We start from the raw sequence: 21,679 nt of genomic DNA, 5'->3' as shown, positions 1-21,679 counted from the left end.
CAGGAGACGCTTGGTTCGCCGGCAGAGGCCGGTTAGCATGCGGTAACCGTCTGTTTTCACAGACGAATAATAATAGAGAGCAGTAACCCGTGATGAGTACCCGAGGTATTTCCTTCCATCATCCCTTCGCCTTCTGGTTGGGATGCGCCGGCATTACCGCCGGTGTATTGGCACATATCCCCATGTTCATGCACGCCGCGCACATGCACTATCACATGGCGGGTATGCCCATGGACACCACCATGCTGGTGGGGATGGGGTTGATTCCGCTCGGGCTTGTGCTGGCCACATATGGTCTGATGCCGCGTATGTCCGATTTGGTGAGCCCTGGCGACGTACAGTTTCATGTGGCCGATCGCCTCCCGCTCAACTGCGAACACTGGAAGCTGGTGTTGGTACTGGTGGTGACGGTGGCGGTGGATGTAATGAAACCTGCAACCCTGGGTTTCGTCATGCCGGGGATGACGGAAGAGTACGAGATCACCTCCAAAAGTGCCGGCACCCTCGCGCTGGTAGCGCTGACAGGAACCACCTTGGGTTCGGTGATGTGGGGCCTGGTGGCGGACCGTTTTGGCCGCCGCGCGGCAGTGTTGCTGGGAGCGCTGATGTTCATCGGTACCGCCATCTGTGGCGCCATGCCGTCGTTCGAGTGGAACCTCATCATGTGCTTCCTGATGGGCTTGTCTGCCGGCGGCCTGTTGCCGATTACCTTTGCCCTGATGGCGGAAACTATTCCCGCCGCTCACCGCGGCTGGCTGCTGGTGGCGCTGGGCGGTGTGGGTACCGCAGGCGGCTACCTGCTCGCCTCCGGGGCTGCGGCCCTGCTGGAACCCATGTTTAGCTGGCGTATCCTGTGGATGCTTGGCCTGCCCACCGGCCTGCTGGTCATTTTTCTCAACCGCTATATTCCCGAGTCTCCCCGCTACCTGGCCGGGCGCGGTATGGCGGGTGAGGCGCGCGCGGTATTGGCGAGATTTGCCGGACAGGGCGGGCAACGGGGCTCCGCGGTTTCTGCTGACGTCGTTGAAGAGACCGTGCCGGCGCAGGCGCCAGGCGGGATAAGGCAGTTGCTAAGTGGTTCCTACGGGGCGATCACTCTGGGGCTTGTTGCCGCGGGACTCGCCTGGGGGCTGGTCAACTTTGGCTTCCTGTTGTGGCTGCCCACCAACCTGCGGGAACTGGGCATTGCGGAGAACGCCGATGCGCTGCTGGCGCGCTCCGCCACCATCGCACTGCCCGGCGTATTGCTGGTGATCTGGCTCTACCACCGCTGGAGCAGTATTTACACCCTGGCGACCTTTATTGCCTTCACCGCCATCGCGCTGCTCGCATTCAGTCTGTGTCTGTGGTTCGGTTTCCACGCCCTATGGACCATCGCGGCGGTGACTGCACTGCTGCTGGTCAGCGCCAGCGGCGTCATCGCCATGTTGATTCCCTACGCGGCGGAGATCTACCCTGTGCATTTGCGGGGCACTGGTGCGGGGTTGGTTGCGGCGAGCTCCAAGGCCGGTGGCATCCTCGGCGCTGGGGTGGGTGTGCTTGGATTGTTTGAAAATATGGCGCTGGCCGCGCTGGTGATTGCCCTGCCGCTGTTGGCGGCGGCCGCCGGCCTGTGGCGCAATGGCATCGATACCCGCGGGTTGCGCCTGGAAGACATCGGGCAGCTACTGGCAATGCGCAAACGCCGCACCGGCGCGCGCTTGGAAAGCGGCACCGGCGCGGAAGAGGCCTCCGCCTGAAGGCGGAGATTACGGTCTTCGTCCCCGCACCAGTCGCAGAATTAGCAGGATTACAGCAATAATAAGCAGTATGTGCAGGAAGCCACCCATGGTATAGGAGCTCACCAGCCCCAGTAACCAGAGCACAACCAGAATAACGATAATTGTCTCGAGCATATCAGCCACCTCATTCGGGTTGCCCGTGGAGGCTCGGGAAGTGAGCCACTACATTGGTGGAACAGTAGTCTGCCGTCCAGCGCACCACCAGCAAAACTGTTCCACATTTCGATTGGGTCTAAGTCCGCGCAGAACTATTTTGAACAAGACTAAAGTGAACAAAATGGGACTGGCGCGCTCTTATTATCCTGAGCCGGTGCGATGGCATCGCATAGGACAAAATCGCCAACAGAGAGACGGCCCATGCTGATCAAGACACCCGCCCGCAGTGACCTCAGTGAAGCGCAGACCACTCCCGAGACGGCTTACGTCTCCCGCCGCAGCGTTATCCGCGGGCTCGGCGCTGGGCTCGGTGGGCTTTTAATGTCTGGCGGCGCTGTCGGCATGGACCTGTTTGGCAGCGATAAACAGGCGTCGGGCAGCGCACCGCGCAAACCGCTGCAATTTTCCCCGCAAAAGCCGGCGCCGGATCTGGTGCTTACACCGGAAGCAAAGGTTACCAACCACAACAACTTCTATGAGTTCGGCACCGGCAAGACCGATCCCGCCGAGAACAGCCAGGGCTTAAAAATCGAACCCTGGACCCTGACCGTGGAAGGGGAGGTGGAAAAACCGGGTACCGTGGATGTGTGGAAACTGATGAGCGACATCGGCCTGGAGGAGCGCATCTACCGCATGCGCTGTGTGGAAGCCTGGTCCATGGTCATCCCCTGGGTCGGCTTCGAACTGGGAAAATTCCTGCAGCGCTTCCAGCCCACCAGCCGCGCCAAATACGTCGCCTTTCAGACACTCTACGATCCGGAGCAGATACCCGGCCAGCGCAACCGCTATATCGGTGGGGGTGTGGACTATCCGTATGTGGAGGGGCTGCGCATGGACGAAGCGATGCACCCACTCACCATCCTGTCCGTCGGCCTCTATGGCAAAACCCTGCCACCCCAGAACGGCGCGCCGATCCGCTTGGTGGTGCCGTGGAAGTATGGCTTCAAGGGCATCAAGTCCATTGTCAAAATCCAACTGGTGGAAAAAATGCCTCCCACCAGCTGGAACAAACTCGCTCCCAATGAATACGGCTTCTACGCCAACGTCAACCCGGATGTCGATCACCCGCGCTGGTCCCAGGCCAGTGAGCGCTATATCGGCCCCGGCGGCCTGTTCTCGGTCAAGCGCCAGGAAACCCTTCCGTTCAATGGCTACGGAGATGAAGTGGCTTCGCTCTACAAAAACATGGATCTGAGGAAGTTCTATTGATGGCGGCGAGCTGGAAAAAGAACGCAGCGATCCTGTTGCAGATCGGCGTACATCTGGGCGCACTGGCGCCACTGCTGTGGCTGTTCTTCGCCATCAGCGACGGCCGCCTCGGCGGCGATCCGGTAAAGGAACTGATCCACTACCTGGGCATGGGCACCATCCGCCTGCTGCTGCTCACGCTGCTGGTTTCACCACTGGCGAAATTTCTGCACTTCGGCCAACTCAACCGCCTGCGCCGACCGCTGGGCCTTTGGTGCTTTACCTGGGCAACCCTGCATTTCAGCGCCTGGCTGGCACTGGACCTCGGCCTCGACTGGTCATTGATTGGCGAGGAGTTGGTCAAGCGCACTTATATCCTGCTGGGGTTTTCTGCGTGGGTAATTCTGTTCGCGCTGGCAGTTACCTCGATACCGGCCGTGCTCCGGAAAATGGGGCGCAATTGGAAAAAACTGCACGGGCTTTTGTATGTGGTGGTGTTGCTCGCCTGCTGGCATTTCTGGTGGTCGGTGAAAAGTGGCTGGATTGAGCCGGCGATTTATTTTGCCGTTGCGCTTTTGTTGTTGGTTTGGCGGCGGGATTCCGTTGGCCGCTGGGTGAGGTCTTTGCGTAACTGAGAGTTGGGAAAGTTTCGCAGCGGGTGCAGTGGCGGTACTGCCACCGGGGATCTGTTCGCGAGACACGCCGTAGACCCGTCCCTGGGGGCTCTTCTAAAACATCCCTGTTTTAGAAGGTCTCGCGAACAGATCCCCGGCGTCAGCACCTTCAGCCCAACCATTGCGGCCCGAACAAAACGCATTGGATTCGAAGTGCAGAAGTTTGAATTGAAGGCCAAGTGCCGGGTACGGGTTTTCAGGAGCGTCGCAAACAGGATGTTTGCGCCGCAGCGCCCAGGGATGGGTTCACAGCGGTCCTGAAAACCCGTACCCGGCACTTGGCCGCCAGCGCGCCAGCTTCAAAACCCAAACAAATGCGGTATCAGCGACCCACCACTCCCCCGTCTTTACGGCGAATCGCCAACACCGAAGGACGAGGCGGCAATCCGGGATCATTGTCCGGCCACCGGTGCAGTGGATTATCAAACGTAGAGTTATCGGCATCCGCCGGATGTTGCACCGAAACAAATAAAGTCGTCCCGTCCGGAGTAAATTCCGGTCCGCAAATCTCGCCACCCTGCGGGCAGCCAAAAAAGTGCTTCGGCGCCGCGCGCAATTCGCCCTCGGTCGCCATCGCCCAAAGTCCATCGTGGAAACCGAAACTCTCACACCCGTCGGTCGCAATCCACATATTGCCGCGCATATCGAACGCCACATTGTCCGGATTCGTAAACCAACCGTGAGGGGAAATGGCACCCGGAACCTGCTGGCCGTAAGCCCCGCGCTCCGCCGGGTCCTCCGCATTCGGATTGCCCCCGAGCAAAAACGTATTCCAGCGGAACGAATCACTTACATGATCCCGCTCCCCACTGCGCCCCGGCGGCACAATCTCCAGCACATGCCCCGCTGAATTGCGCGCGCGGGGGTTCGCTGCATTCTCATCACCCTCCGCACGCTTCCTGTTCTTCGTCAGCATCACATAAGTGCAATCGTTCACCGGATTCGTCTCTACGTCTTCCGGCCGGTCCATCGGCGTCGCACCGATCAGTTTCGCCGCGCGCCGGCAATCGATCAGCACATCCGCCTGATTGCGAAAACCGTTTTCCTCAGTGAGTGGTCCCTGCCCGAACACCAGCGGCAACCACACCCCGGCACCCCCCTCGCGGAACTGCCCGGCATACAGCGTGCCCTCGGTCAGCAGCGCGCGGTTGTGCGCGGGTTCCCCCGGGCGATAGATGCCGCTGGAAACAAACCGGTACACAAACTGGTGTTCGTCGTCGTCGCCGCCATAGGCCACGATGGGCTGGCCGGGTTTGCTCACCAGAGTGAAACCCTCGTGCTCGAAGCGGCCGAGGCCGGTCAGTTTGCGCGGTTTGGATTGGGGATCGTAGGGATCGTATTCCACCATCCAGCCGAAACGGTTGGGCTCGTGTGGTTCCACCGAGATGTCGAAGCGGCGGTCGTAGTTGCCCCAGTTGCGGTTTTCCGGCGAGATACCGAAAGCCTGGTGATTCTGTGCTTCCACCTCGTCCGCCACCTTGTTTGGGTCGCCCTGGAAAGCGCCGCCAAAACCTTCCTCCGCAATCAACACCGTACCCCAGGGGGTTTTGCCGCCGGCACAGTTGCCGACGGTACCAAATACCCGCATGCCGCTCGGGTCCTCATTGGTCCGCAGGCGGGTGTCGCCGGCGGCGGCGCCGACGATGTCCATTTCCGTAGTGAGCGAAATACGGCGGTTATAGGGGCTACCCAGCACGGGCTGCCAGCCCCCACTGGTCTTCTCGATTTCCACCACGCTGTGGCCGCAGGCCTGCTGTTCCACCGCGATGTGCTGGTCGCTGGTGCCGCGAATGGAGGCGGCCTCGCTGTAACCGGCAAACATCAGGTGCGGTTGGGTGTATTCGTGATTGACACACAGCAGGCCGCGTTCGCTGTTGCTGCTTCGGCAGTGTCGGTCGCCCTCGCCGGGGCCGGCGTCGGGGTCCAGCGGCATGAACGCAATAAAGTCGTTGTTATAGCCGAAGCGGCGCGACTGCTCGGCGGCATCGAGCTTTTCCGGTACGAAGCGGTCGGCAAAGGCATCCAGCGGATCGCCCCAGCGCAACAGCAGGTCGGCGGTGTAATCGTCGGGAAGATGATGGCGGTGATCCAGGCGGTGGGGAATTTCCGCAAAACCCAGGTTGGCCTGTTCTTTTTCGATGCGCGGGCCGCAGCCGGGTAACAAGCTTGCGCCGGCGGTGGCGATGCCGGCGGCGCCCACTGCCTTGAACAGGGAGCGGCGGCGGGGGTTTTCTGGTTCCGGGAGCGGGTTCTGTGGGTTGTTGTCTGTCATAAATTATTCACCTGGCTGCAATATTTGCGGCCGCACTGGCGGGCATCAGTAGCTGTGGAAACGTCGTCTGCGGTCCGCTTCAAGATGCACCAAGGTTAGCGGGGCAATATGACAAATTTAAAAAAACGGTAACCAAATTTTCATATCTCAAGACTAGCCTGCGCCCCATCAAAATAACCGCCAACGTTACAAAGGACGGGGAACATGACTAGGTCTGTATTCAATCTGAGCATGGTTGCGCCACTGGCGGCGGCCATCATCAGCGTCAATGCCGGCGCGCAAACTTCCGCTGAAATGACCGCTATGGCTGGCACTGGCGCGGTGGAAGAAATCGTGGTGACCGGTACCAACGTGTACCGCGACCGCACCGACGATATCAACCCGACGCTGTCGTTCAACCTCGACTTCTTCCAGCGCTTCGAGCCGCTGACCGTGGGTGAAATGTTGAAGCGCACGCCCGGTGTTACCTTCACTTCCGACGTACTGGAGTACGATGCGGTGCAGCTGCGCGGCATGAACGCGGAATACACTGAAGTATTGATCAACGGCCGCCCGATTCCAGGGCAGGGTGCGGACCGCACCTTCTTTGTGGACCGTATCCCCTCCGAGCTGGTGGAGCGCATTGAAATCATCCGCTCCCCGTCTGCCGATATGACCTCCCAGGGCGTGGCCGGAACGCTGAACGTGATCCTGAAAGACGGCGCCAAGCTCGACGGTATCACCACCCGTCTCGGCAGCACCTACTATGCCGACAGCGAGGAGTTCCGCAATATCGGGTCCGCCGCTATCGCCCAGGCGGGCGAGAGCTACGACTTCTGGCTGGGCGCGAATATTCAGGAACGCTACAACCCCAAGCGAAAGGTGGAAGAGTACTTTGACGACGAGGAACTTGAAGGTTTCGCGTTTGAAAACGACACCCGCGACGGTCGCGACAGCTCCCTGAATGGCTCCGTAGGCTTCCAGCTGGACGAGCTGTCTGAGCTGCGTTTCAACGGCTACTACGTGTTCACCGACCGTGAGGAAAATGAGGTGGTCACCGAGTACGAAGGTACCGCGGTGAGCCGTACCGAGGGCGATCTGGTCAAAATCGAGACCCAGGAAGAGCAGATCGACCAGACCAGCTGGGGCATCGACGGCCTCTACACCACCAGCCTAGCCGGTGGCGAGCTTGAACTTTCCGCAGCGCTGTCGCGCTTCAAGGAAGACACCGTTAACTTTGAAACCGAGGAAGAGTTTGAAGACGGCATCTCCCAGGGTGTGGAAGATGGCGACGAAACCCTCGCGATCGAAGACGAGAACTACGCGCTGGAAGGCAGCTATACCGTGAATTGGGGCGAGACCGAGCTGAAAACCGGCCTGTCCTACGGCGTGAGTGAGCGCAGCGGCCTGCAAACCGGCCTGTTTGATGTGGATGCGGACATCGAGGAAACCCGCATCGCCCCCTACACCAAGCTGACCTATGCCCTCGCCGACAACCTGAGTGTGGAAGGCGGCCTGCGCTACGATATCTACGAGCGCGAAGTTTCCAACGAAGACGGTCGCGGCAAGCACGACAGCAACGAGCTGCTGCCGTCCATCAGCCTGCGCTGGGATATGGACGGTGAAAACCGCATCACCGCGTCCGTCGCGCGCACCCTGCGTCGCCCGGAGTTTGATCTGGTTTCCCCATTCGAGGAAGAGGAAACTCCGGATGACGAAGATGTGACCATCGGCAATCCGGATCTGGAATCCGAGCTGGCCTGGGGCTTCGACCTCGGTTACGAGCACCGCCTGCCGGGCCGCGGCATAGTTGGTGTGAACGTCTTCTACCGCGACATCGACGATGTAATCGAACTGACCGATACCGGAATCGACACCGAAGCCGGCGGCGCACTGTTCATGCCGATGAATATCGGCAGCGGCACCTCCCGCGGCGTCGAGTTCGACATTTCTATGCCGCTCGCGTTCATGGGGCTGGAAAACACCGGTTTCTACGCCAACTACGCGTACCTCGATTCCGAGATCAAGGACCCGTTCACTGGCGACACCCGCACTTTCCGCAACCAGCCGGATTCCGTGTACAACATCAGCCTGACCCAGGATCTGCCGGGCTTTGGCGGCGCCGGTATCTCTTATCAGAAGCGCAGCGAGTCTCTCGCCACCGAGTTTGAGGAGTATGTGGTCACCGAGTACGACGGCAACCTGGAAATGTTTGTGGAGTGGAATGTCACCGAGAAATCCGTCCTGCGCTTCAGTGGCACCAACCTGCTGGACCAGGAGAAAGTGGAGCACATCCGCGACTACGGAGAGCCGGTCAACGAGATTCAGATCGAAGAAAGCAGCCCGACCTACACCGTAACCTGGCGCTCCGCGTTCTAAGGAGCTTTCGCTCCAACGGGCAGAAAGCCCGCTGCCGGTCACGCCCGGCGGTGGGCTATCTGCTATTTTTTTACATGGAATTCCACCGTCATCTGTTTGCCACGGTTTCGTCATCCGAGCGGCGTAAAGTTGCCGGAACCGCTGTCGAAACCCCGGTCAAACCCGCAATCAATGAAAGAATTATGGCGCGTAAATACTTGCTTAAAACTGCTGTCGCACTGGCCATCGCCGGTCTTGTCAGCGCCTGTGGCCCCCGAATCGAACAGGCCGCATCCGGTCCCAAACCCATCGCCCCGCAACAGGAGCTGGCACTGACCAATGTGGTCTCCAGCCAGCTGGCACCACTTACCATGGGCAGTACCGACTACCTGCTGCTGGCCAGCGAGGCGCGCGGTCTGGTGCTGGTGGACGCAAAGGGTACGGAAAAGCTCGCGCTGGACGGCGGCACCGTGGAGCGTTTTGCACTGCACCAGCTGGCGGACGACAACTGGCTGATTGCCCTTTACGACGAAGACAGCGGCCAGTTGCAGCTGCGCCAGCTGGACCTGTACGAGGGTAGTCCGCGCATCCGCTATCTCGGCGCCATGGCCACCACCTCGCCGCAGGTGGCCATGTGCTTCTCCCGCCAGGCCGACCGCACCCATTTGTTTGCCATCGACGAAAACGGACTGGGGCACGAATACGTGGTGCACCCGCGCGAGCAGGCGTGGGAATTTACCGGTGTGCGCCCGCTCTACTTTGGTGAACAGGTTTCTTCCTGTGTGGTGGACGACCGCAGTGGCAAGCTGCTGGTGGCACAGCCGCCGCTCGGTATCTGGAGCCTGAATGCGGATGCGGAAATGGACGAGGCGCGCGAAGTGTTCGCCGCTTCCGGTGAACTGGCGGCGGACGACTTCGGCGGCCTGTGGCTGGACGATGCCAGCGGCAACCTGTGGCTGACCGCCGGTGACAAGGTGTATGCCTACAACATCAACAACCCGCGCCAGGGGCCGCAGTTCGTCACCGCGCTGGCGGATCTGGAGCCGGTCTCCGCCGCGATTCAGCAGGGCGTATTGTTGGCGCTGGAGGAAGAGAGCGACAGAGTGCTGCAGTTTGCGGTCAAGCTGCCGGAGCCGGCGGCGGAGATGCAGACCTTCCGCGGCCCGGTGGAAATCCCGCGGGTGCGCGCCAGTGGGCAGACCGCGCCGGTGAGTTCCGGCGGTGACGCTGCCGACGACCCGGCCATCTGGGTCAATCCGGCCAACCCGTCTGCGAGCCTGATTCTTGGCACCGACAAGAAAAGCGGCCTTAGCGTGTATAACCTGAATGGGGAACTGATTGAGCACTTCCCCGTCGGGCGCGTCAACAATGTCGACCTGCGCCCGATGCAGCACGGCAAGTATGTCGCCATCGCCGCGGCCAGTAACCGCACCGATCCCGGTGTCAGCCTGTTCGGCATCTCCGCGGACGGCAAGGTGGACGACCTGGGGCTGCGCAACCTGGACATGGGTGACCCCTACGGCCTGTGTGTCTATCGCCGCGGCGCCGACCTGATGGCCTTTGTGTCGGACAAGGATGGTGCGGTGCAGTTGCTGCAGATCGTTCCGGGCGAGGGCAATGTGGACTGGCGCCTGCAGAAAGTGGCGCAACTCGAAGTGGACAGCCAAGTGGAAGGTTGTGTGGTGGATGACGAGACACAGATGCTGTTCTTCGGCGAGGAAGACGCGGGTATCTGGCGCCTCGATATCGCCGCGTTCCTCGCCAGCGGCGCCCGGCCGCAGCTGATTGCACAGGTGGATGGCGAGCGGCTGGCGGCGGATGTGGAAGGCATGGGTCTGTACCATGCGGGCGACAGGAGCTACCTGGTGGTGTCGAGCCAAGGCAATAACAGCTACGCCCTGTTCAGCCGCGATGGCAGCGAGTTTGTCGGCCACTTCAAGGTGGATATCAACCTGGACAAGAGCCTCGACGGCAGCTCGGAAACTGATGGTCTGGAAGTTTCCAGTGCCTCTTTCGGCAGCCAGTACCCTCAGGGGCTGCTTGTGGTGCAGGACGGCCGCAACCGCATGCCGAGTCAGACCCAGAACTTCAAGTTGGTGTCCTGGGCGGATATCGCCGAGAAACTCCAGCTGAAATAGTCTGTACCTGGAAACCAGCCCTGCCGGGGTGGAGTAATCCCCGGTAAATCTATGCGAAAATCCGCCGAATTCCTTTGTTCCGGCGGATTTTTTCATGCAGCGTATTACCTCCCACCTCATTCCCGAGTGCTCGTTTTCCCGCATCGCCTTTGGCCTGTGGCGCCTGACGGACTGGAATTATTCCCCGCGCGAGCGAGCGAACCTGTTCGAGCAGATGCTCGATCTGGGGGTGACCACGTTTGATCTGGCGGATATTTACGGGGATTACCGCTGCGAACAGTTTTTTGGTGAGGGGCTAAAACTGCAGCCTGAGTTGCGCGCGCGCATGGAGATCGTGAGCAAGTGCAGTATCCGCCTCGCGGGTGCGGCCTCCGGCGCGCGTATCAATCACTACGACACCGATGCTGCGCACGTGCGCAAATCCGTTGAAACCAGTCTGCGGGATATGGGCATTGAGCAGATGGATCTGCTGTTGCTGCACCGCCCGGATCCGCTGATGGATGCGGATGCACTGGCGGCAGTCTTGGAGCAACTGGTGGCGGAGGGCAAGGTAAAACATCTGGGCGTTTCGAATTTCCTGCCGCACCAGACCGATCTGTTGCAGTCGCGCCTGTCATTGCCTCTGGTGGCCAACCAGATCGAGGTTTCCCTGCTGCATTCCCAGCCGATGTTCGACGGCCAGCTGGATCACTGCCAGCAGCACAGAATCATTCCCATGGCTTGGTCGCCGTTCGCCGGTGGTCGTTTGTTTGCCGGGGATGATGCCGACTCGGTGCGTGTGCGGAAATGTCTTCAGCAGCTGTGCGAAGCGCGCGGCTTGAATGCGGATGACGGCGTCATGCAGCTGGCGCTGGCGTGGTTGCTGAGGCATCCATCGCGAATGGTGCCGGTGCTGGGGAGTGGTAACCCTGCGCGTTTGGTAGCGGCGTTGGCAGCGTTGGAAATGGAATTGGATCGGGAAGAGTGGTTTGAGCTGCTGCGTGCGGGGCGTGGGCGGGATGTGGATTGATTGGGTTCCAGTGGTATCCATTTTTCGTTAGTCCGGTGGCGGCGCTGCCGCCGGGGATCTGTTCGCGAGACACGCCGTGAACCCGTCCATGGGGGCTCTTCCGCGAGGTCCCTCTCGCGGAAGGTCTCGCGAACAGATCCCCGGCGTCAGCACCTTCGCGAAAGGCGTGCACTTCGTTAGGAGGCGGGTAGGAGTCAAAGGAGAGTTGTCGAAAGTTGCTTACAGCGCTCGGCAACTTGAATTGAAGCTGGGGTGCTGGGTATGGGTTTTTGAAAGCGTCGGCGACAGGGACGTCGCCGACGCAGCGTACAGGGATGTATCCACAGCGGTTTCAAAAACCCATACCCAGTGCGCCAGTGCCACATGATTTAAAACAGAGCGCGGAAAATTGCGGACTCAGAATTACCCGGCGTAAGCGTTCTCAGGCACCAGATCGTAATTCACATCCCCGAGATCAAACTGCTCCAGTGGGGCGAGCTGCATGGGTACCCGGTAGCAGCGCAGCAGTTCGCTGTCGCGGCGGTCCATTACTTCGAGGTCGTCACCGGCGATGCCGTGCAACAGGCGCTCAAATTCGGTCATTGCGGAGGCGATCAGGGTTTTGTATTCGAGTTCATCGCCGAGCTTGATGTAGCGCGCTTCGGCGCCGACCTGCTCAATACGCAGCCAGCCCGGTCCGCGTTCCGCACCGGTAACACCCAGCACTAGCGGGCCCAGCTGATCCTGGCAGAGAGAAACCAGGCTGTGTACCGAGGGCTCCGCGGCCACTTCATAACCGACCCATACCCAACCCGGCAGACCGATACGGGTGAGGTGCCATTCCGACAGCCATACCGTCTGATCGTCGTCCACGCGAAACTCGCTGTACTCGCGCTGGCCGTTGCGGCTCGCCAGATTTACGTTTGCCTCCGGATTTTCCTGGCGGAAACTGTGCAGCTGCTGGGTCATCTCGTAGTTCACTTCCCAGTGCTTCTGCAACCGCCACTGCATCGGGTACTCGCCCCACTCCACCAGATACTCCTCGCGCTCGCGCAGGGTTTCCGCCACGCGCCAGAAAGCCCCGTCGATCAGGATGCAGGTATCGCCCGGCTTGCTGCCGGGGGCGATGATGCTGTGTTCCGGAGAGGCTTCCGAGGCGTTGACCACATGTTCGCTGCGACCCTCAATCACCTCATACCAGGGGAATCCGTGGCGCAGGGGAGGGGGGAAGGCGAGGGGCGGGCGGCCGGCGAGCAGGCGGCGGAACAGCACCGACTTTTCGATTTCCAGATCAGACAGGGTGTAGCCTTCTTTCTGGGTGATCTGCCCCCAGGCAAATGCCGCCCTTATTAATTGTTTTTCTCGGTCTGAAAAGCTCATTGTTCGCCAGGGTGTCGTTGACTGAAATTCATTCGAATAGGCAAATGACCGCAAACCTTACCACTGCCCGCATTGCGGCGCCATGGATATTCCCCACCGTGCGCGGCCAGACGTACAGGGTGCGCCTTGGGCGGGCGCGGAAAAACTCCGGTAGACTGGGCGGGTTTTAATATGACGGATAACAGAGTGAAAAAGGAGCGCGCATTGAGCGGGAGAAAACGGTCCGCCACCCGGCTTCTAACGGGGGCGGCGGTGTTGGTTGTTGCGACTTCGCTGGGGGCGCAGGCCGAGCCGGCGGCGTCTGCAGGCCCGGCCGCCGAGACCTGCTACGCCGATGGCTGGTCCGAATCCCTGCGCTGCTATCGTATTCCCGTCAGTGCCGATGGCGAGGTCGCGCTCTCGGTGCTGGTGGCGCCGGCGGTGAATGGCGGCCAGCGCGAGCCCCTGTATCTGCTGGCTGGCGGTCCCGGACAGGCCGCCAGCGACCTTGCACGGCTCCTGAATCCCCTGCGCAAGTTGAACCGCGGGCGCGACATCGTGATGGTGGACCGCCGCGGTGGCGGCCGCTCGGATGCCTTCGACTGTGGCCTGGGCGCGGAGACCCCCGCCAGTATTGAACGGTTTGTCGGTAAGCTTGCGACCTGCTATCAAGCGTCCGGTGAGCGCCCGTTGACCATCAACAGCCGGCAGACGGTGGACGACCTGGAAACCGTGCGCAAAGCACTGGGGCACTCGCAGATCTCCCTGTGGGGTGGCTCCTGGGGCACGCGTACGGCGCTGTTGTATCAGCAGTGGTATCCGGAGTCTCTGCAGAGTCTGGTGCTCGACGGCGTCGCACCCATCGGTACCAAGGTCTTCCTCGCCGCCTCCGCCGCGGAATCCGCACTGGTGGAGTTGCAGCAGGCCTGCAGCGACGACCCGATGTGCGCGGGCTTCGGTGACTGGCGCGCGCAATTGGATACGCTGCTGGCCAGTTGGAGCGAGGAGCAGGCGCGCAATTTCCCCGATCCGCTCACTGGAAAAACCGTCGACGAACCCATTGAGGCCTGGATGCTGGCGGGCGCGGTGCGCACCGCGCTGTACGACCCGGGCGCCGCGGCGCAGCTGCCGTTTGCGGTGGCTCAGGCGAGCCGCGGCAACTATGCGCCGCTGTCCGGGATTGTCGGCTTGTTTGCGGAAATGGAGGGCGCTATGCCCATGGGGCTTACCTTCTCCGTGGCCTGTGCTGAGGAAATGAATCGCATCAGCGCGGAGGAGATCGCCAGCGACGCGGCGGGCACATTTATCGGCGATGGATTCATTCGTGTATTCCGCGAGGGCTGCAAGGTGTGGCCGGTACCGGCGCTGCCCTATGAGGCTCCGCAGCCGCGCCATCACCCGGTGCTGCTGATTTCAGGCTCCGCCGACCCCATCACGCCGCCGAAGTATGCTGACGAACAGCTCGCCTACCTGGACCACAAACAACACCTGATGGTACGCGGCGGTGGGCATATCAATTCCGCACGCGGCTGCGTACCGGACCTGATTCTCGAGTTTCTCGATCAACCGCAGGTGCCTCTGGATCAGGAGTGCCTGGCGGATATCCAGCGCCCGCCTTTTACCGCTGGCAATTACGGCCCCGCGCTGCTGCCGCGGGTTCCGGAAGCCGACTCGAGGCTCGCCGAGGAGCAGCAATCGGGATCAGAAAGTGCCGGCCGGGAAGTCGCGCGTGAAGTAGAGGGGGGCTCGCCGTGATCCGTGTCGAGAATATCAGCAAGTCATTTGCCGGCACGCCGGTGTTGCGCAACCTCAGTTTTGACGTGCCCGACGGGCGCATCACGGCACTGCTGGGTGCCAACGGCGCCGGCAAGACCAGCTGCCTGCGCATTATCTGCGGCCTGCTGAAGGCGGATTCCGGCCGAGTGCTGGTAGGCGATGCCGACCCGGCCCTCGACCCCATGGGTGCGCGCCGCCAGCTCGGGGTGGTGGGCGACCGCGAGGGGTTGTATGAACGGCTCACGGTGCGTGAGTATCTGGAGATCTTCGCGCGGATGCAGGGGCTGGGCGGTACGGCACTGGCGGAGGCGCTCGCTGCGGTGCGCGAGGAGTTGGAGCTGGCCGCCCTGTGGGACCGGCGCACCAAGGGGTTTTCCCAGGGGGAGCGCATGAAGGTCTCGCTGGCGCGCGCGCTGGTGCATCGCCCGCAGCACCTGATTCTCGATGAGCCCACCCGCGGCCTCGATGTGCTGGCGGTACGGCTGCTGCGCAAGACGCTCTTGCGGCTGCGTGCCGCGGGTACCACTATCCTGTTTTCCAGTCATGTTATGCCCGAAGTGGCGGAGCTGTCGGACCGGGTGCTGGTGATGGCGGCGGGGCAGGTCGTCGGTGCCGGCACACCCGAGCAGCTCGCGGCGGAGACCGGCTGCAGCACCTTGGAAGACAGTTTTGTGGCCCTGGCTTACGGTCAGCGTGCCAGTGCGGCGCGGGTAGAAGGAGAGCCGGCGTGAACAGGATGTGGAGTGCGCGGGCGGTGATTGTCGGCCTGCAACAAATGGCACCGCTGCTGCGCAAGGAATTGCTGGAAGCCTGGCGCGACCGGCGCGCGCTTCTGATGGCGGTGTGTTTTTCGCTGATGTTTCCCGCGGCGCTGGCGGGCGGGACCATCTTCATGGTGAAGAAACAGAGCGAGGACGTCACCCGGTTGGCCGTGATCGGCGCCGAGCGCGCGCCGCTGATTGCTGAACAGTTGCGCTCGCCCGGACTGGACGTGGAGGCGCTGGCGGAGGGTAGTCCGCGCGCATTGCTCGCCGGCGACTACGATCTGGTATTGGAAGTCACCGACGACTTCGCCGAGCGCTATCAGGACTTCCGCGCGCCGCGCCTGTACCTGTATGTGAACAGTTCCGACACCGGCAGCGGCCGTGCACAGCGCGCGTTGCAGGAGCGCCTCGGCGCACTGCAGCAGATGGTGGTGGCCCAGCGCCTGTCTGCGCGGGGCGTAGCGCCACAGCTGCTGGCGCCCTGGCGGCTTGAGACCCGCGATGTGAGCACACCGTCGAGCCGCGGTGCGCTGATCCTGGCCACGGTACCGGGCCTTTTGATCATGACCCTGTTTATCGCCTGTCTCGCCACCGCGGTAGACAGCTCCGCCGGCGAGCGCGAGCGCCTGAGCCTGGAGCCTCTACTGGTGCAGCCGCTGGCGGGTTGGCAGATCATCACCGCCAAGACCCTGGCCGTGGCGAGTCTCGGCTGGCTCGGATCTCTGCTGGCGATCGGCGCGCTGGTATTGCTGATGCCGTTGATGCCACTGGCGGAGTTTGGGATACAACAGGCCACTACCGTGGCCGGCGTCGTTGCCATGGGGCTGGTGCTGTTGCCGCTGGCGCTGCTGGTGGCCGTCTTGCAGATTTTGCTGGCGCTGCGCTCGCAGTCGTTCAAAGATGCCCAGACCCAACTGAGCATCTTGCAGATTGCGCCGGTGGTACTGTTGATGGTGCTGGACATGGCGCAGATCAAGCTGGCCGACAGCTGGCAGTTGTTGCCGCTGATCGGCCAGCAGCAATGGCTCAAAGGGCTGTTGGTCGGCGACTGGGTGTCACCCCTGTGGATGCTGGCGGGCTCGGCCGTGACCCTGGTATTGGTGGTGATGGCGATTCTTGTAGGTGCCCGCGCGTTGCAGCGGGAAAGTCTGTTGTCAGCCAGTTGAATCCGGGTTGATCGGAAAGTAAGGCGGGTAAGCGTGAGCGTATTGGAACTTGAGCACGAGGGGTTGTTGACTGTCGACCTTGGCGCAATCGCCGATAACTACACCTGGCTGTGCGCGCGCCTGGCGGACGGCTGTCGCTGCGCGGCGGTGGTCAAGGCGGATGCCTACGGTCTCGGTGTCAGTCAGGTGGCGCCGGCGCTCTATCGCAGTGGTTGCCGGGACTTTTTTGTGGCGACGCTGGCAGAGGGCGAAGAACTGCGCGCGCTGTTGCCTGCGGATGCGACCATCTATGTGTTGACCGGCATTCGCCCCGGCTGCGAGCAGCGGTGCGCGGCGGCCAACCTGGTCCCGGTGTTGGTTTCCACCGAACAGCTGCGTCAGTGGTGTGTACACACGGGTACCGATACCCGCGCGGCGCCCTGTGCTCTCAAAGTGGATACCGGAATGACCCGGCTCGGTATGGGCGCCGATGAATTTGTGCACCTGCTGCAGACGCCGGAACTGCTCACGCGCGCGAATGTGCAGCTGATCCTGAGTCACCTGGCCTGTGCCGATGAGCCAGAGCACCCGCAGAATCCGGCCCAGCTCGCCGCGTTCAATGAATTTGTCAGTGCGTTGCGTCGGATCAGTCCACCGGTACAGGCAAGTTTCTCCAACTCCTCCGGTATCTGTCTCGGCGACGCCTATCACTTTGACCTGGCCCGCCCGGGCTCAGCCCTATACGGCATCAATCCGCTGCCTGGCAGCGACAACCCCTTGCGTCCGGTGGTTAACCTGCGTGTGCCGGTGCTGCAGCAGCGCGAGATCACCCGCGATTGCGCAGTGGGCTACGGTGCTACAGGCAGCGCTGCCGCGGGCAGCTGGCTGGCGGTGGTGAGAGGCGGTTACGCCGACGGCATGCTGCGCACCCAGAGCGGTCGCGGGCGCGCTATCGCGATCGCGGGCGATGAAAAAATTGCTGTATCCATGCTCGGGCGTGTGTCCATGGATACCTGTGTCTTTGATATCTCCGCGCTCAGCGCCGCCCAGCGCGCGCAGCTGGAAGTCTTCGAGCTGCTGGGCGACGACTGGACGGTGGACGATATGGGGGCCGCCGCCGGCACCATCGGCTATGAAATCCTCACATCCCTCGGCCGGCGCTACGGCCGCCGCTATCGCTGAATGTTCGCGATTGTTTTACCGATGGAGAACCGAGTGTCACGCAAATCTGACGAACCTTCTGTGTCGAGCACCGACCTGCTCGGCGGGCGCCTGCGGCCGCTGCTCAATCTGCTGGCTGACGGCGAAGTGCATTCCGGGGAATCCCTCGGCGACGTGCTGGGGGTGAGCCGCGCCGCGGTGTGGAAACAGTTGCAGAAGCTGGAATCCCTGGGGCTGCAGGTGATATCGGAGAAAGGCCGCGGCTATCGCCTGTGCGGCGGGCTGGATCTGCTGGACGAACACACTATTCGCGGGCAGCTTGCGCGCGACGTCGCGCCGCTGCTCTGTGGCTTGCAGGTTGTAGATCAGGTGGACTCCACCAATGCGCGCATGCTGGCGGCTCTGGATGCCGGCGCCGGCCATGGCCAGGTGCTGCTCGCCGAGCAGCAGACCGCCGGCCGCGGTCGTCGCGGGCGCGCCTGGCAGAGTCCGTTTGCATCCGGCATCAGTATTTCTATCGGCTGGCGCTTCAGCGGCGGTGTGCAGTTGCTGGAGGGCTTGAGTCTCGCGGTTGGCGTGGCGTTGGCGCGCGCACTGGCGCGGTTTGATGTCCCGGACCTTCGCCTCAAGTGGCCCAATGATGTGTGGTGCCGCGGGCGCAAACTCGCGGGCGTGTTACTGGAGCTGAGTGGCGATCTCACCGACCGCTGCGCGGTGGTGATCGGCATCGGCCTGAATATGCGCCTGCCCGCCGCGGTGGCAGAGGCGATAGAGCAGCCCTGGATCGATCTCGCCGAGGTGCGCCCGGGGATTTCGCGCAACCTGCTGGTGGCGGCGATGCTGGATGAGTTGCTGCCGATGTTGTCGGCCTACCCCGATTCCGGCTTTGGCGCCTGGCGCGAGGCGTGGCAGGCGCTGGACCAGTTCGCCGGCGCTGAAGTGTGTTTGCAGTCGGCGCAGCAGCGCTGGTGCGGCATAGAGCGCGGCGTAGATGGCAGCGGCGCGCTGCTGCTGGACATCGACGGTGAATGTCGGGCTTTTCATGGCGGTGAGCTCTCCCTGCGTCCCGCCGGGAGCCGTGCGCCGTGATTCTGGAGTTGGATCAGGGTAATACCCGCGGCAAGTGGCGCTTGATTCGCAATCAGTCTGCCGCGGGGGAAGCTGAAGTTGTTGCTCGCGGCACTTTCGCCCCTGGGCCTTGGTGGCGGGAGGCGGCGTTACCGGCGGCCTGGATAGAGCGCGCCCCCACGCGGGTGCGCATCGCCAATGTGGCAGGTGGCGAGGTGGAGCGTGCAATCAGTGCGCGCCTGCAGCTGGATCTGGGCATTGCGGCGGAATTCGCGCGGGTAACCGCTGAGTGCGGCGGTGTGCGCTGCGCCTATTCACAGGTGGAACGGCTTGGGGTCGACCGCTGGCTGGCGGTACTCGCTGCGCACCACCGCTCGCCCGCACCGGCACTGGTAGTGGACTGCGGCAGCGCGGTGACCTTGGACCTGCTGGGTATCGGTGGCGAGCATCTAGGCGGATATATCCTGCCGGGTCTCGGCTTGATGCGCCGCGCATTGTCCAGTGATACCGACGCGGTCAAAGTGGCCGAGTGTTTTGCGCCGGGTATGTCCCTCGCCCCCGGGAGGAATACCGCGGATGCGGTCAATCGCGGACTGCCGCTGATGGTTCTCGGTGCGGTGGACCGGGCTCTCGATTTCCTGCGTCAGCATTGCGCAGCAGGTGGGGTTTCGGCATCCCGACTGATATTGACCGGCGGCGACGGCGCGCTGCTGGCATCTTTCCTACCGCAACCTTACCTGCTGCTTCACGATCTGGTGATGGAGGGGTTGGCGCTCACCAACCCCTGATGATCGGTTGCGCGGCAGTTGCGACTGTGCGCCAGTCGCTGCCAGCGCTGCTGGAGTAAGGCTAGAATCCGCACTTCCCGAATTCTGTGGCGATGAGATATACGTGTTGAGCGTCAGCGCCGCACACTCTGGGTAACCCGGTAGTGAATAACGTCGGGTCGACGGCAAAAATCCCGAAATTGACAGGTACCACTGACTGACGGCTATGCGTTGGATATTTTTATTTTTAGCGGCTGCGAATCTCGGCCTGCTCGCCTGGTTTGTAACCACGACATCTGCGCCTGCGCCGACAGCGAAGAGTGTGCCGTTGGCGGAAGAGGAGGGTGCCGGCAGCATCATACTGTTGAGCGAGGCCGACCCGGCACAGTTGAGAGCCGGAAAGCAGAAGCCCGCGGCGGCGCCCAGCGATACACCGGCAGAGAGGGCGGATACTCCGCCCGCGCAGCTGTGCAGCCTCGTGGGACCATTTGATGAGGCCTACCAGGGCGAGGAGGTGGCGCGGCGGCTGCAGGCATTGCAGGTGCCCGCTGCAATGAAGGAAATCGAGATGCAGGGGCAGATGCGCTACTGGGTATACCTGGCGCCCTTGAATTCATCCCAGCAGGCTTTCCGCAAGCTGCGGGAGTTGCAGGCCGCGGGTATCGACAGTTACGTAATTCCCAAGGGGTCCCTGGAAAATGGGATTTCATTCGGGATTTTCTCCGAGGAGGAGCGCGCCCGCTCGCTGGCCAGGGATCTGCAGGGGCGCGGATTCGCAGCGGAGTATCGCGAGGAGCCGCAGACTTACCTCGAGCGCTGGGTGGTTGTGGAAAGTACCGGTGTCAGCCAGGTTGCCGAAGCATTCTGGCAGCAGCTTCAGCTGGATTATCCGGACATCGGCCGCCGCCAGAATCTGTGCAGTGAGATTCGCGAGAAAGAAATCGAGTGATCCGGGCGGTTCAGCCTTGCGCAATTTTTGATGCCTGCAATCGAGGTGAAGAAAAGCGACAACAGGCTGTTGCGTGTCGAGAACACTTCCCCTAGAATCCCGCCTCCACTTAAGGGGGTGTCAACTACCCCGGTGGAAGAGTCGGTTTGAAAGAGCCGATACGGAAAAGGCTGGCGTAGCTCAGTAGGTAGAGCAGCTGACTTGTAATCAGCCGGTCGGGGGTTCGATTCCTCTCGCCAGCTCCATTTCTTTCCGTCGCGCAGTGCACTGACAAATTCAGGTAAGTGTGTGAATTTGAAAGAAAAAATGTTGACAGCGAAAAGGATGGTGTGGAGAATGCGCACCACCTTGAGGCAGGGGTTCCCGAGTGGCCAAAGGGATCAGACTGTAAATCTGACGCGCAAGCTTCGGTGGTTCGAATCCACCCCCCTGCACCATTATTTAGATGCCTATGTGCTGGCATCGAAGATGAAAGAGAGGTTTGCTCTTTTGTCTGGAGGTTTCGCACGCGATAGCGCGGGCATAGTTCAATGGTAGAACCTCAGCCTTCCAAGCTGATGATGCGGGTTCGATTCCCGCTGCCCGCTCCATTTTTAGTGCGGAGCTTGGTTGGTTGTGTGTGATGACCTTTTGGTTGTCGCGCTGCGCAGGCTGCCCCGCCTGCTCCGGCACTGAGTGCTGGTATTCGGAGTAAGCTCATGTAGCTCAGGGGTAGAGCACACCCTTGGTAAGGGTGAGGTCGGCGGTTCAAATCCGCCCATGAGCTCCATTATTCGTGGCCGCGGTGACCTGTGTCTCCGCGGTTATTTGTATCCGGCTTATATGCTTTTGCGGGTCGGATGCGTCGGTTCCCGAGTGGGCTCTTTGGAGTGGATGCGCGGGAGCTGTTCTAAGGTAAGGTCGCTAGTTCGGCTCACGCTTATATTGGGAGGCCCGCAATGGGAAAAGAAAAGTTTGAACGTTCCAAGCCCCACGTAAACGTGGGCACCATCGGTCACGTTGACCACGGTAAAACCACCCTGACTGCTGCGCTGACCCGCGTATGTTCCGAAGTGTGGGGTGGCGCTGCCGTTGCCTTCGACGGTATCGATAACGCACCGGAAGAGCGCGAGCGCGGTATCACCATCTCCACTTCCCACGTGGAATACGAGTCCCC

Annotated in this window: 17 protein-coding genes and 4 tRNA genes; 18 read left to right on the top strand and 3 right to left on the bottom strand. The window is 61.7% G+C overall.

Annotation, left to right across the window (positions count from 1 at the left end):
- The first annotated feature begins 92 nt into the window (after positions 1-92).
- The gene (locus tag FDY93_RS17105) at positions 93-1,739 is read left to right on the top strand and encodes an MFS transporter (protein WP_138236999.1); all 1,647 of its coding nucleotides are present in this window, start codon (positions 93-95) and stop codon (positions 1,737-1,739) included.
- A 9-nt stretch (positions 1,740-1,748) separates the two neighbouring features.
- On the opposite strand, the gene FDY93_RS17100 is transcribed toward FDY93_RS17105, so the two are convergent.
- Positions 1,749-1,895 carry a lmo0937 family membrane protein gene (locus tag FDY93_RS17100; protein ID WP_138236966.1) on the bottom strand — a complete coding sequence of 49 codons (147 nt, stop codon included), beginning with the start codon at positions 1,893-1,895 and terminating at the stop codon, positions 1,749-1,751.
- A 243-nt stretch (positions 1,896-2,138) separates the two neighbouring features.
- On the opposite strand from FDY93_RS17100, the gene msrP reads away from it, so the two are divergent.
- Together msrP and msrQ are read left to right on the top strand one after the other, a co-directional pair.
- Positions 2,139-3,146, top strand: a complete 1,008-nt coding sequence (msrP, locus tag FDY93_RS17095) for a protein-methionine-sulfoxide reductase catalytic subunit MsrP (RefSeq protein ID WP_138236965.1) — start codon at positions 2,139-2,141, stop codon at positions 3,144-3,146.
- On the top strand, positions 3,146-3,760 hold the full coding sequence (gene msrQ / locus FDY93_RS17090) for a protein-methionine-sulfoxide reductase heme-binding subunit MsrQ (protein WP_138236964.1): 615 nt from the start codon (positions 3,146-3,148) through the stop codon (positions 3,758-3,760). Before msrP ends, msrQ begins: the two co-directional genes overlap by 1 nt.
- A gap of 361 nt (positions 3,761-4,121) precedes the next feature.
- Here msrQ and FDY93_RS17085 read toward each other — a convergent pair whose 3' ends face one another.
- Positions 4,122-6,071: a PhoX family protein gene (locus tag FDY93_RS17085; protein WP_138236963.1), complete on the bottom strand. Its 1,950-nt coding sequence runs from the start codon at positions 6,069-6,071 to the stop codon at positions 4,122-4,124.
- A gap of 204 nt (positions 6,072-6,275) precedes the next feature.
- On the opposite strand from FDY93_RS17085, the gene FDY93_RS17080 reads away from it, so the two are divergent.
- From FDY93_RS17080 to FDY93_RS17070, 3 genes are all read left to right on the top strand, one after another.
- Entirely contained in the window at positions 6,276-8,429 is a 2,154-nt protein-coding gene (locus tag FDY93_RS17080; RefSeq protein ID WP_138236962.1) for a TonB-dependent receptor plug domain-containing protein, read from the top strand.
- A 182-nt stretch (positions 8,430-8,611) separates the two neighbouring features.
- Positions 8,612-10,546, top strand: a complete 1,935-nt coding sequence (locus FDY93_RS17075; RefSeq protein WP_171019026.1) for a phytase — start codon at positions 8,612-8,614, stop codon at positions 10,544-10,546.
- Between the two features lie 94 nt (positions 10,547-10,640).
- Positions 10,641-11,555: an aldo/keto reductase gene (locus FDY93_RS17070; RefSeq protein WP_138236960.1), complete on the top strand. Its 915-nt coding sequence runs from the start codon at positions 10,641-10,643 to the stop codon at positions 11,553-11,555.
- A gap of 402 nt (positions 11,556-11,957) precedes the next feature.
- Here FDY93_RS17070 and FDY93_RS17065 read toward each other — a convergent pair whose 3' ends face one another.
- The gene (locus FDY93_RS17065; protein ID WP_138236959.1) at positions 11,958-12,914 is read right to left on the bottom strand and encodes a hypothetical protein; all 957 of its coding nucleotides are present in this window, start codon (positions 12,912-12,914) and stop codon (positions 11,958-11,960) included.
- Positions 12,915-13,085: 171 nt separating this feature from the next.
- Here FDY93_RS17065 and FDY93_RS17060 point away from each other — a divergent pair, with 171 nt between their 5' ends.
- The 12 genes from FDY93_RS17060 to FDY93_RS17005 all read left to right on the top strand — a co-directional run.
- The gene (locus FDY93_RS17060) at positions 13,086-14,648 is read left to right on the top strand and encodes an alpha/beta fold hydrolase (RefSeq protein ID WP_138236958.1); all 1,563 of its coding nucleotides are present in this window, start codon (positions 13,086-13,088) and stop codon (positions 14,646-14,648) included.
- On the top strand, positions 14,645-15,400 hold the full coding sequence (locus tag FDY93_RS17055; protein WP_138236957.1) for an ABC transporter ATP-binding protein: 756 nt from the start codon (positions 14,645-14,647) through the stop codon (positions 15,398-15,400). The genes FDY93_RS17060 and FDY93_RS17055 overlap by 4 nt, the downstream gene beginning before the upstream one ends.
- 5 nt (positions 15,401-15,405) lie before the next feature.
- The gene (locus FDY93_RS17050) at positions 15,406-16,599 is read left to right on the top strand and encodes an ABC transporter permease (RefSeq protein WP_138236998.1); all 1,194 of its coding nucleotides are present in this window, start codon (positions 15,406-15,408) and stop codon (positions 16,597-16,599) included.
- Positions 16,600-16,632: 33 nt separating this feature from the next.
- Positions 16,633-17,760: an alanine racemase gene (gene alr, locus FDY93_RS17045; protein WP_138236956.1), complete on the top strand. Its 1,128-nt coding sequence runs from the start codon at positions 16,633-16,635 to the stop codon at positions 17,758-17,760.
- 33 nt (positions 17,761-17,793) lie between these two features.
- Positions 17,794-18,828 (top strand): bifunctional biotin--[acetyl-CoA-carboxylase] ligase/biotin operon repressor BirA, encoded by a 1,035-nt coding sequence (gene birA / locus FDY93_RS17040; protein ID WP_246068628.1) that lies wholly within the window; start codon positions 17,794-17,796, stop codon positions 18,826-18,828.
- On the top strand, positions 18,825-19,595 hold the full coding sequence (locus FDY93_RS17035) for a type III pantothenate kinase (protein ID WP_138236955.1): 771 nt from the start codon (positions 18,825-18,827) through the stop codon (positions 19,593-19,595). The genes birA and FDY93_RS17035 overlap by 4 nt, the downstream gene beginning before the upstream one ends.
- A 205-nt stretch (positions 19,596-19,800) precedes the next feature.
- Positions 19,801-20,523 carry an SPOR domain-containing protein gene (locus tag FDY93_RS17030; RefSeq protein WP_138236954.1) on the top strand — a complete coding sequence of 241 codons (723 nt, stop codon included), beginning with the start codon at positions 19,801-19,803 and terminating at the stop codon, positions 20,521-20,523.
- Between the two features lie 169 nt (positions 20,524-20,692).
- A tRNA-Thr gene (locus FDY93_RS17025) sits at positions 20,693-20,768 on the top strand.
- Positions 20,769-20,876: 108 nt separating this feature from the next.
- Positions 20,877-20,960: transfer RNA gene (locus FDY93_RS17020), tRNA-Tyr, on the top strand.
- 79 nt (positions 20,961-21,039) lie between these two features.
- Positions 21,040-21,113 (top strand) — tRNA-Gly (locus tag FDY93_RS17015).
- Between the two features lie 104 nt (positions 21,114-21,217).
- Positions 21,218-21,292: transfer RNA gene (locus tag FDY93_RS17010), tRNA-Thr, on the top strand.
- A 169-nt stretch (positions 21,293-21,461) separates the two neighbouring features.
- The coding region (locus tag FDY93_RS17005) for a GTP-binding protein (RefSeq protein ID WP_246068627.1) at positions 21,462-21,679 on the top strand (218 nt) is incomplete at its 3' end.

This window comes from Microbulbifer harenosus, assembly GCF_005771435.1.
In the GTDB taxonomy this organism is placed as follows: domain Bacteria; phylum Pseudomonadota; class Gammaproteobacteria; order Pseudomonadales; family Cellvibrionaceae; genus Microbulbifer; species Microbulbifer harenosus.
Note: the sequence above shows the minus strand (reverse complement) of the source record. Positions and strands in the feature narration are given on the sequence as shown.

Excerpts from the sequence above, each read along its gene's own strand:
- FDY93_RS17105 (WP_138236999.1), top strand. The coding sequence starts at position 93 with ATGAGTACCCGAGGTATTTCCTTCCATCATCCCTTCGCCTTCTGGTTG.
- FDY93_RS17100 (WP_138236966.1), bottom strand. The coding sequence starts at position 1,895 with ATGCTCGAGACAATTATCGTTATTCTGGTTGTGCTCTGGTTACTGGGG.
- msrP (WP_138236965.1), top strand. The coding sequence starts at position 2,139 with ATGCTGATCAAGACACCCGCCCGCAGTGACCTCAGTGAAGCGCAGACC.
- msrQ (WP_138236964.1), top strand. The coding sequence starts at position 3,146 with ATGGCGGCGAGCTGGAAAAAGAACGCAGCGATCCTGTTGCAGATCGGC.
- FDY93_RS17085 (WP_138236963.1), bottom strand. The coding sequence starts at position 6,071 with ATGACAGACAACAACCCACAGAACCCGCTCCCGGAACCAGAAAACCCC.
- FDY93_RS17080 (WP_138236962.1), top strand. The coding sequence starts at position 6,276 with ATGACTAGGTCTGTATTCAATCTGAGCATGGTTGCGCCACTGGCGGCG.
- FDY93_RS17075 (WP_171019026.1), top strand. The coding sequence starts at position 8,612 with ATGGCGCGTAAATACTTGCTTAAAACTGCTGTCGCACTGGCCATCGCC.
- FDY93_RS17070 (WP_138236960.1), top strand. The coding sequence starts at position 10,641 with ATGCAGCGTATTACCTCCCACCTCATTCCCGAGTGCTCGTTTTCCCGC.
- FDY93_RS17065 (WP_138236959.1), bottom strand. The coding sequence starts at position 12,914 with ATGAGCTTTTCAGACCGAGAAAAACAATTAATAAGGGCGGCATTTGCC.
- FDY93_RS17060 (WP_138236958.1), top strand. The coding sequence starts at position 13,086 with ATGACGGATAACAGAGTGAAAAAGGAGCGCGCATTGAGCGGGAGAAAA.
- FDY93_RS17050 (WP_138236998.1), top strand. The coding sequence starts at position 15,406 with ATGTGGAGTGCGCGGGCGGTGATTGTCGGCCTGCAACAAATGGCACCG.
- FDY93_RS17030 (WP_138236954.1), top strand. The coding sequence starts at position 19,801 with ATGCGTTGGATATTTTTATTTTTAGCGGCTGCGAATCTCGGCCTGCTC.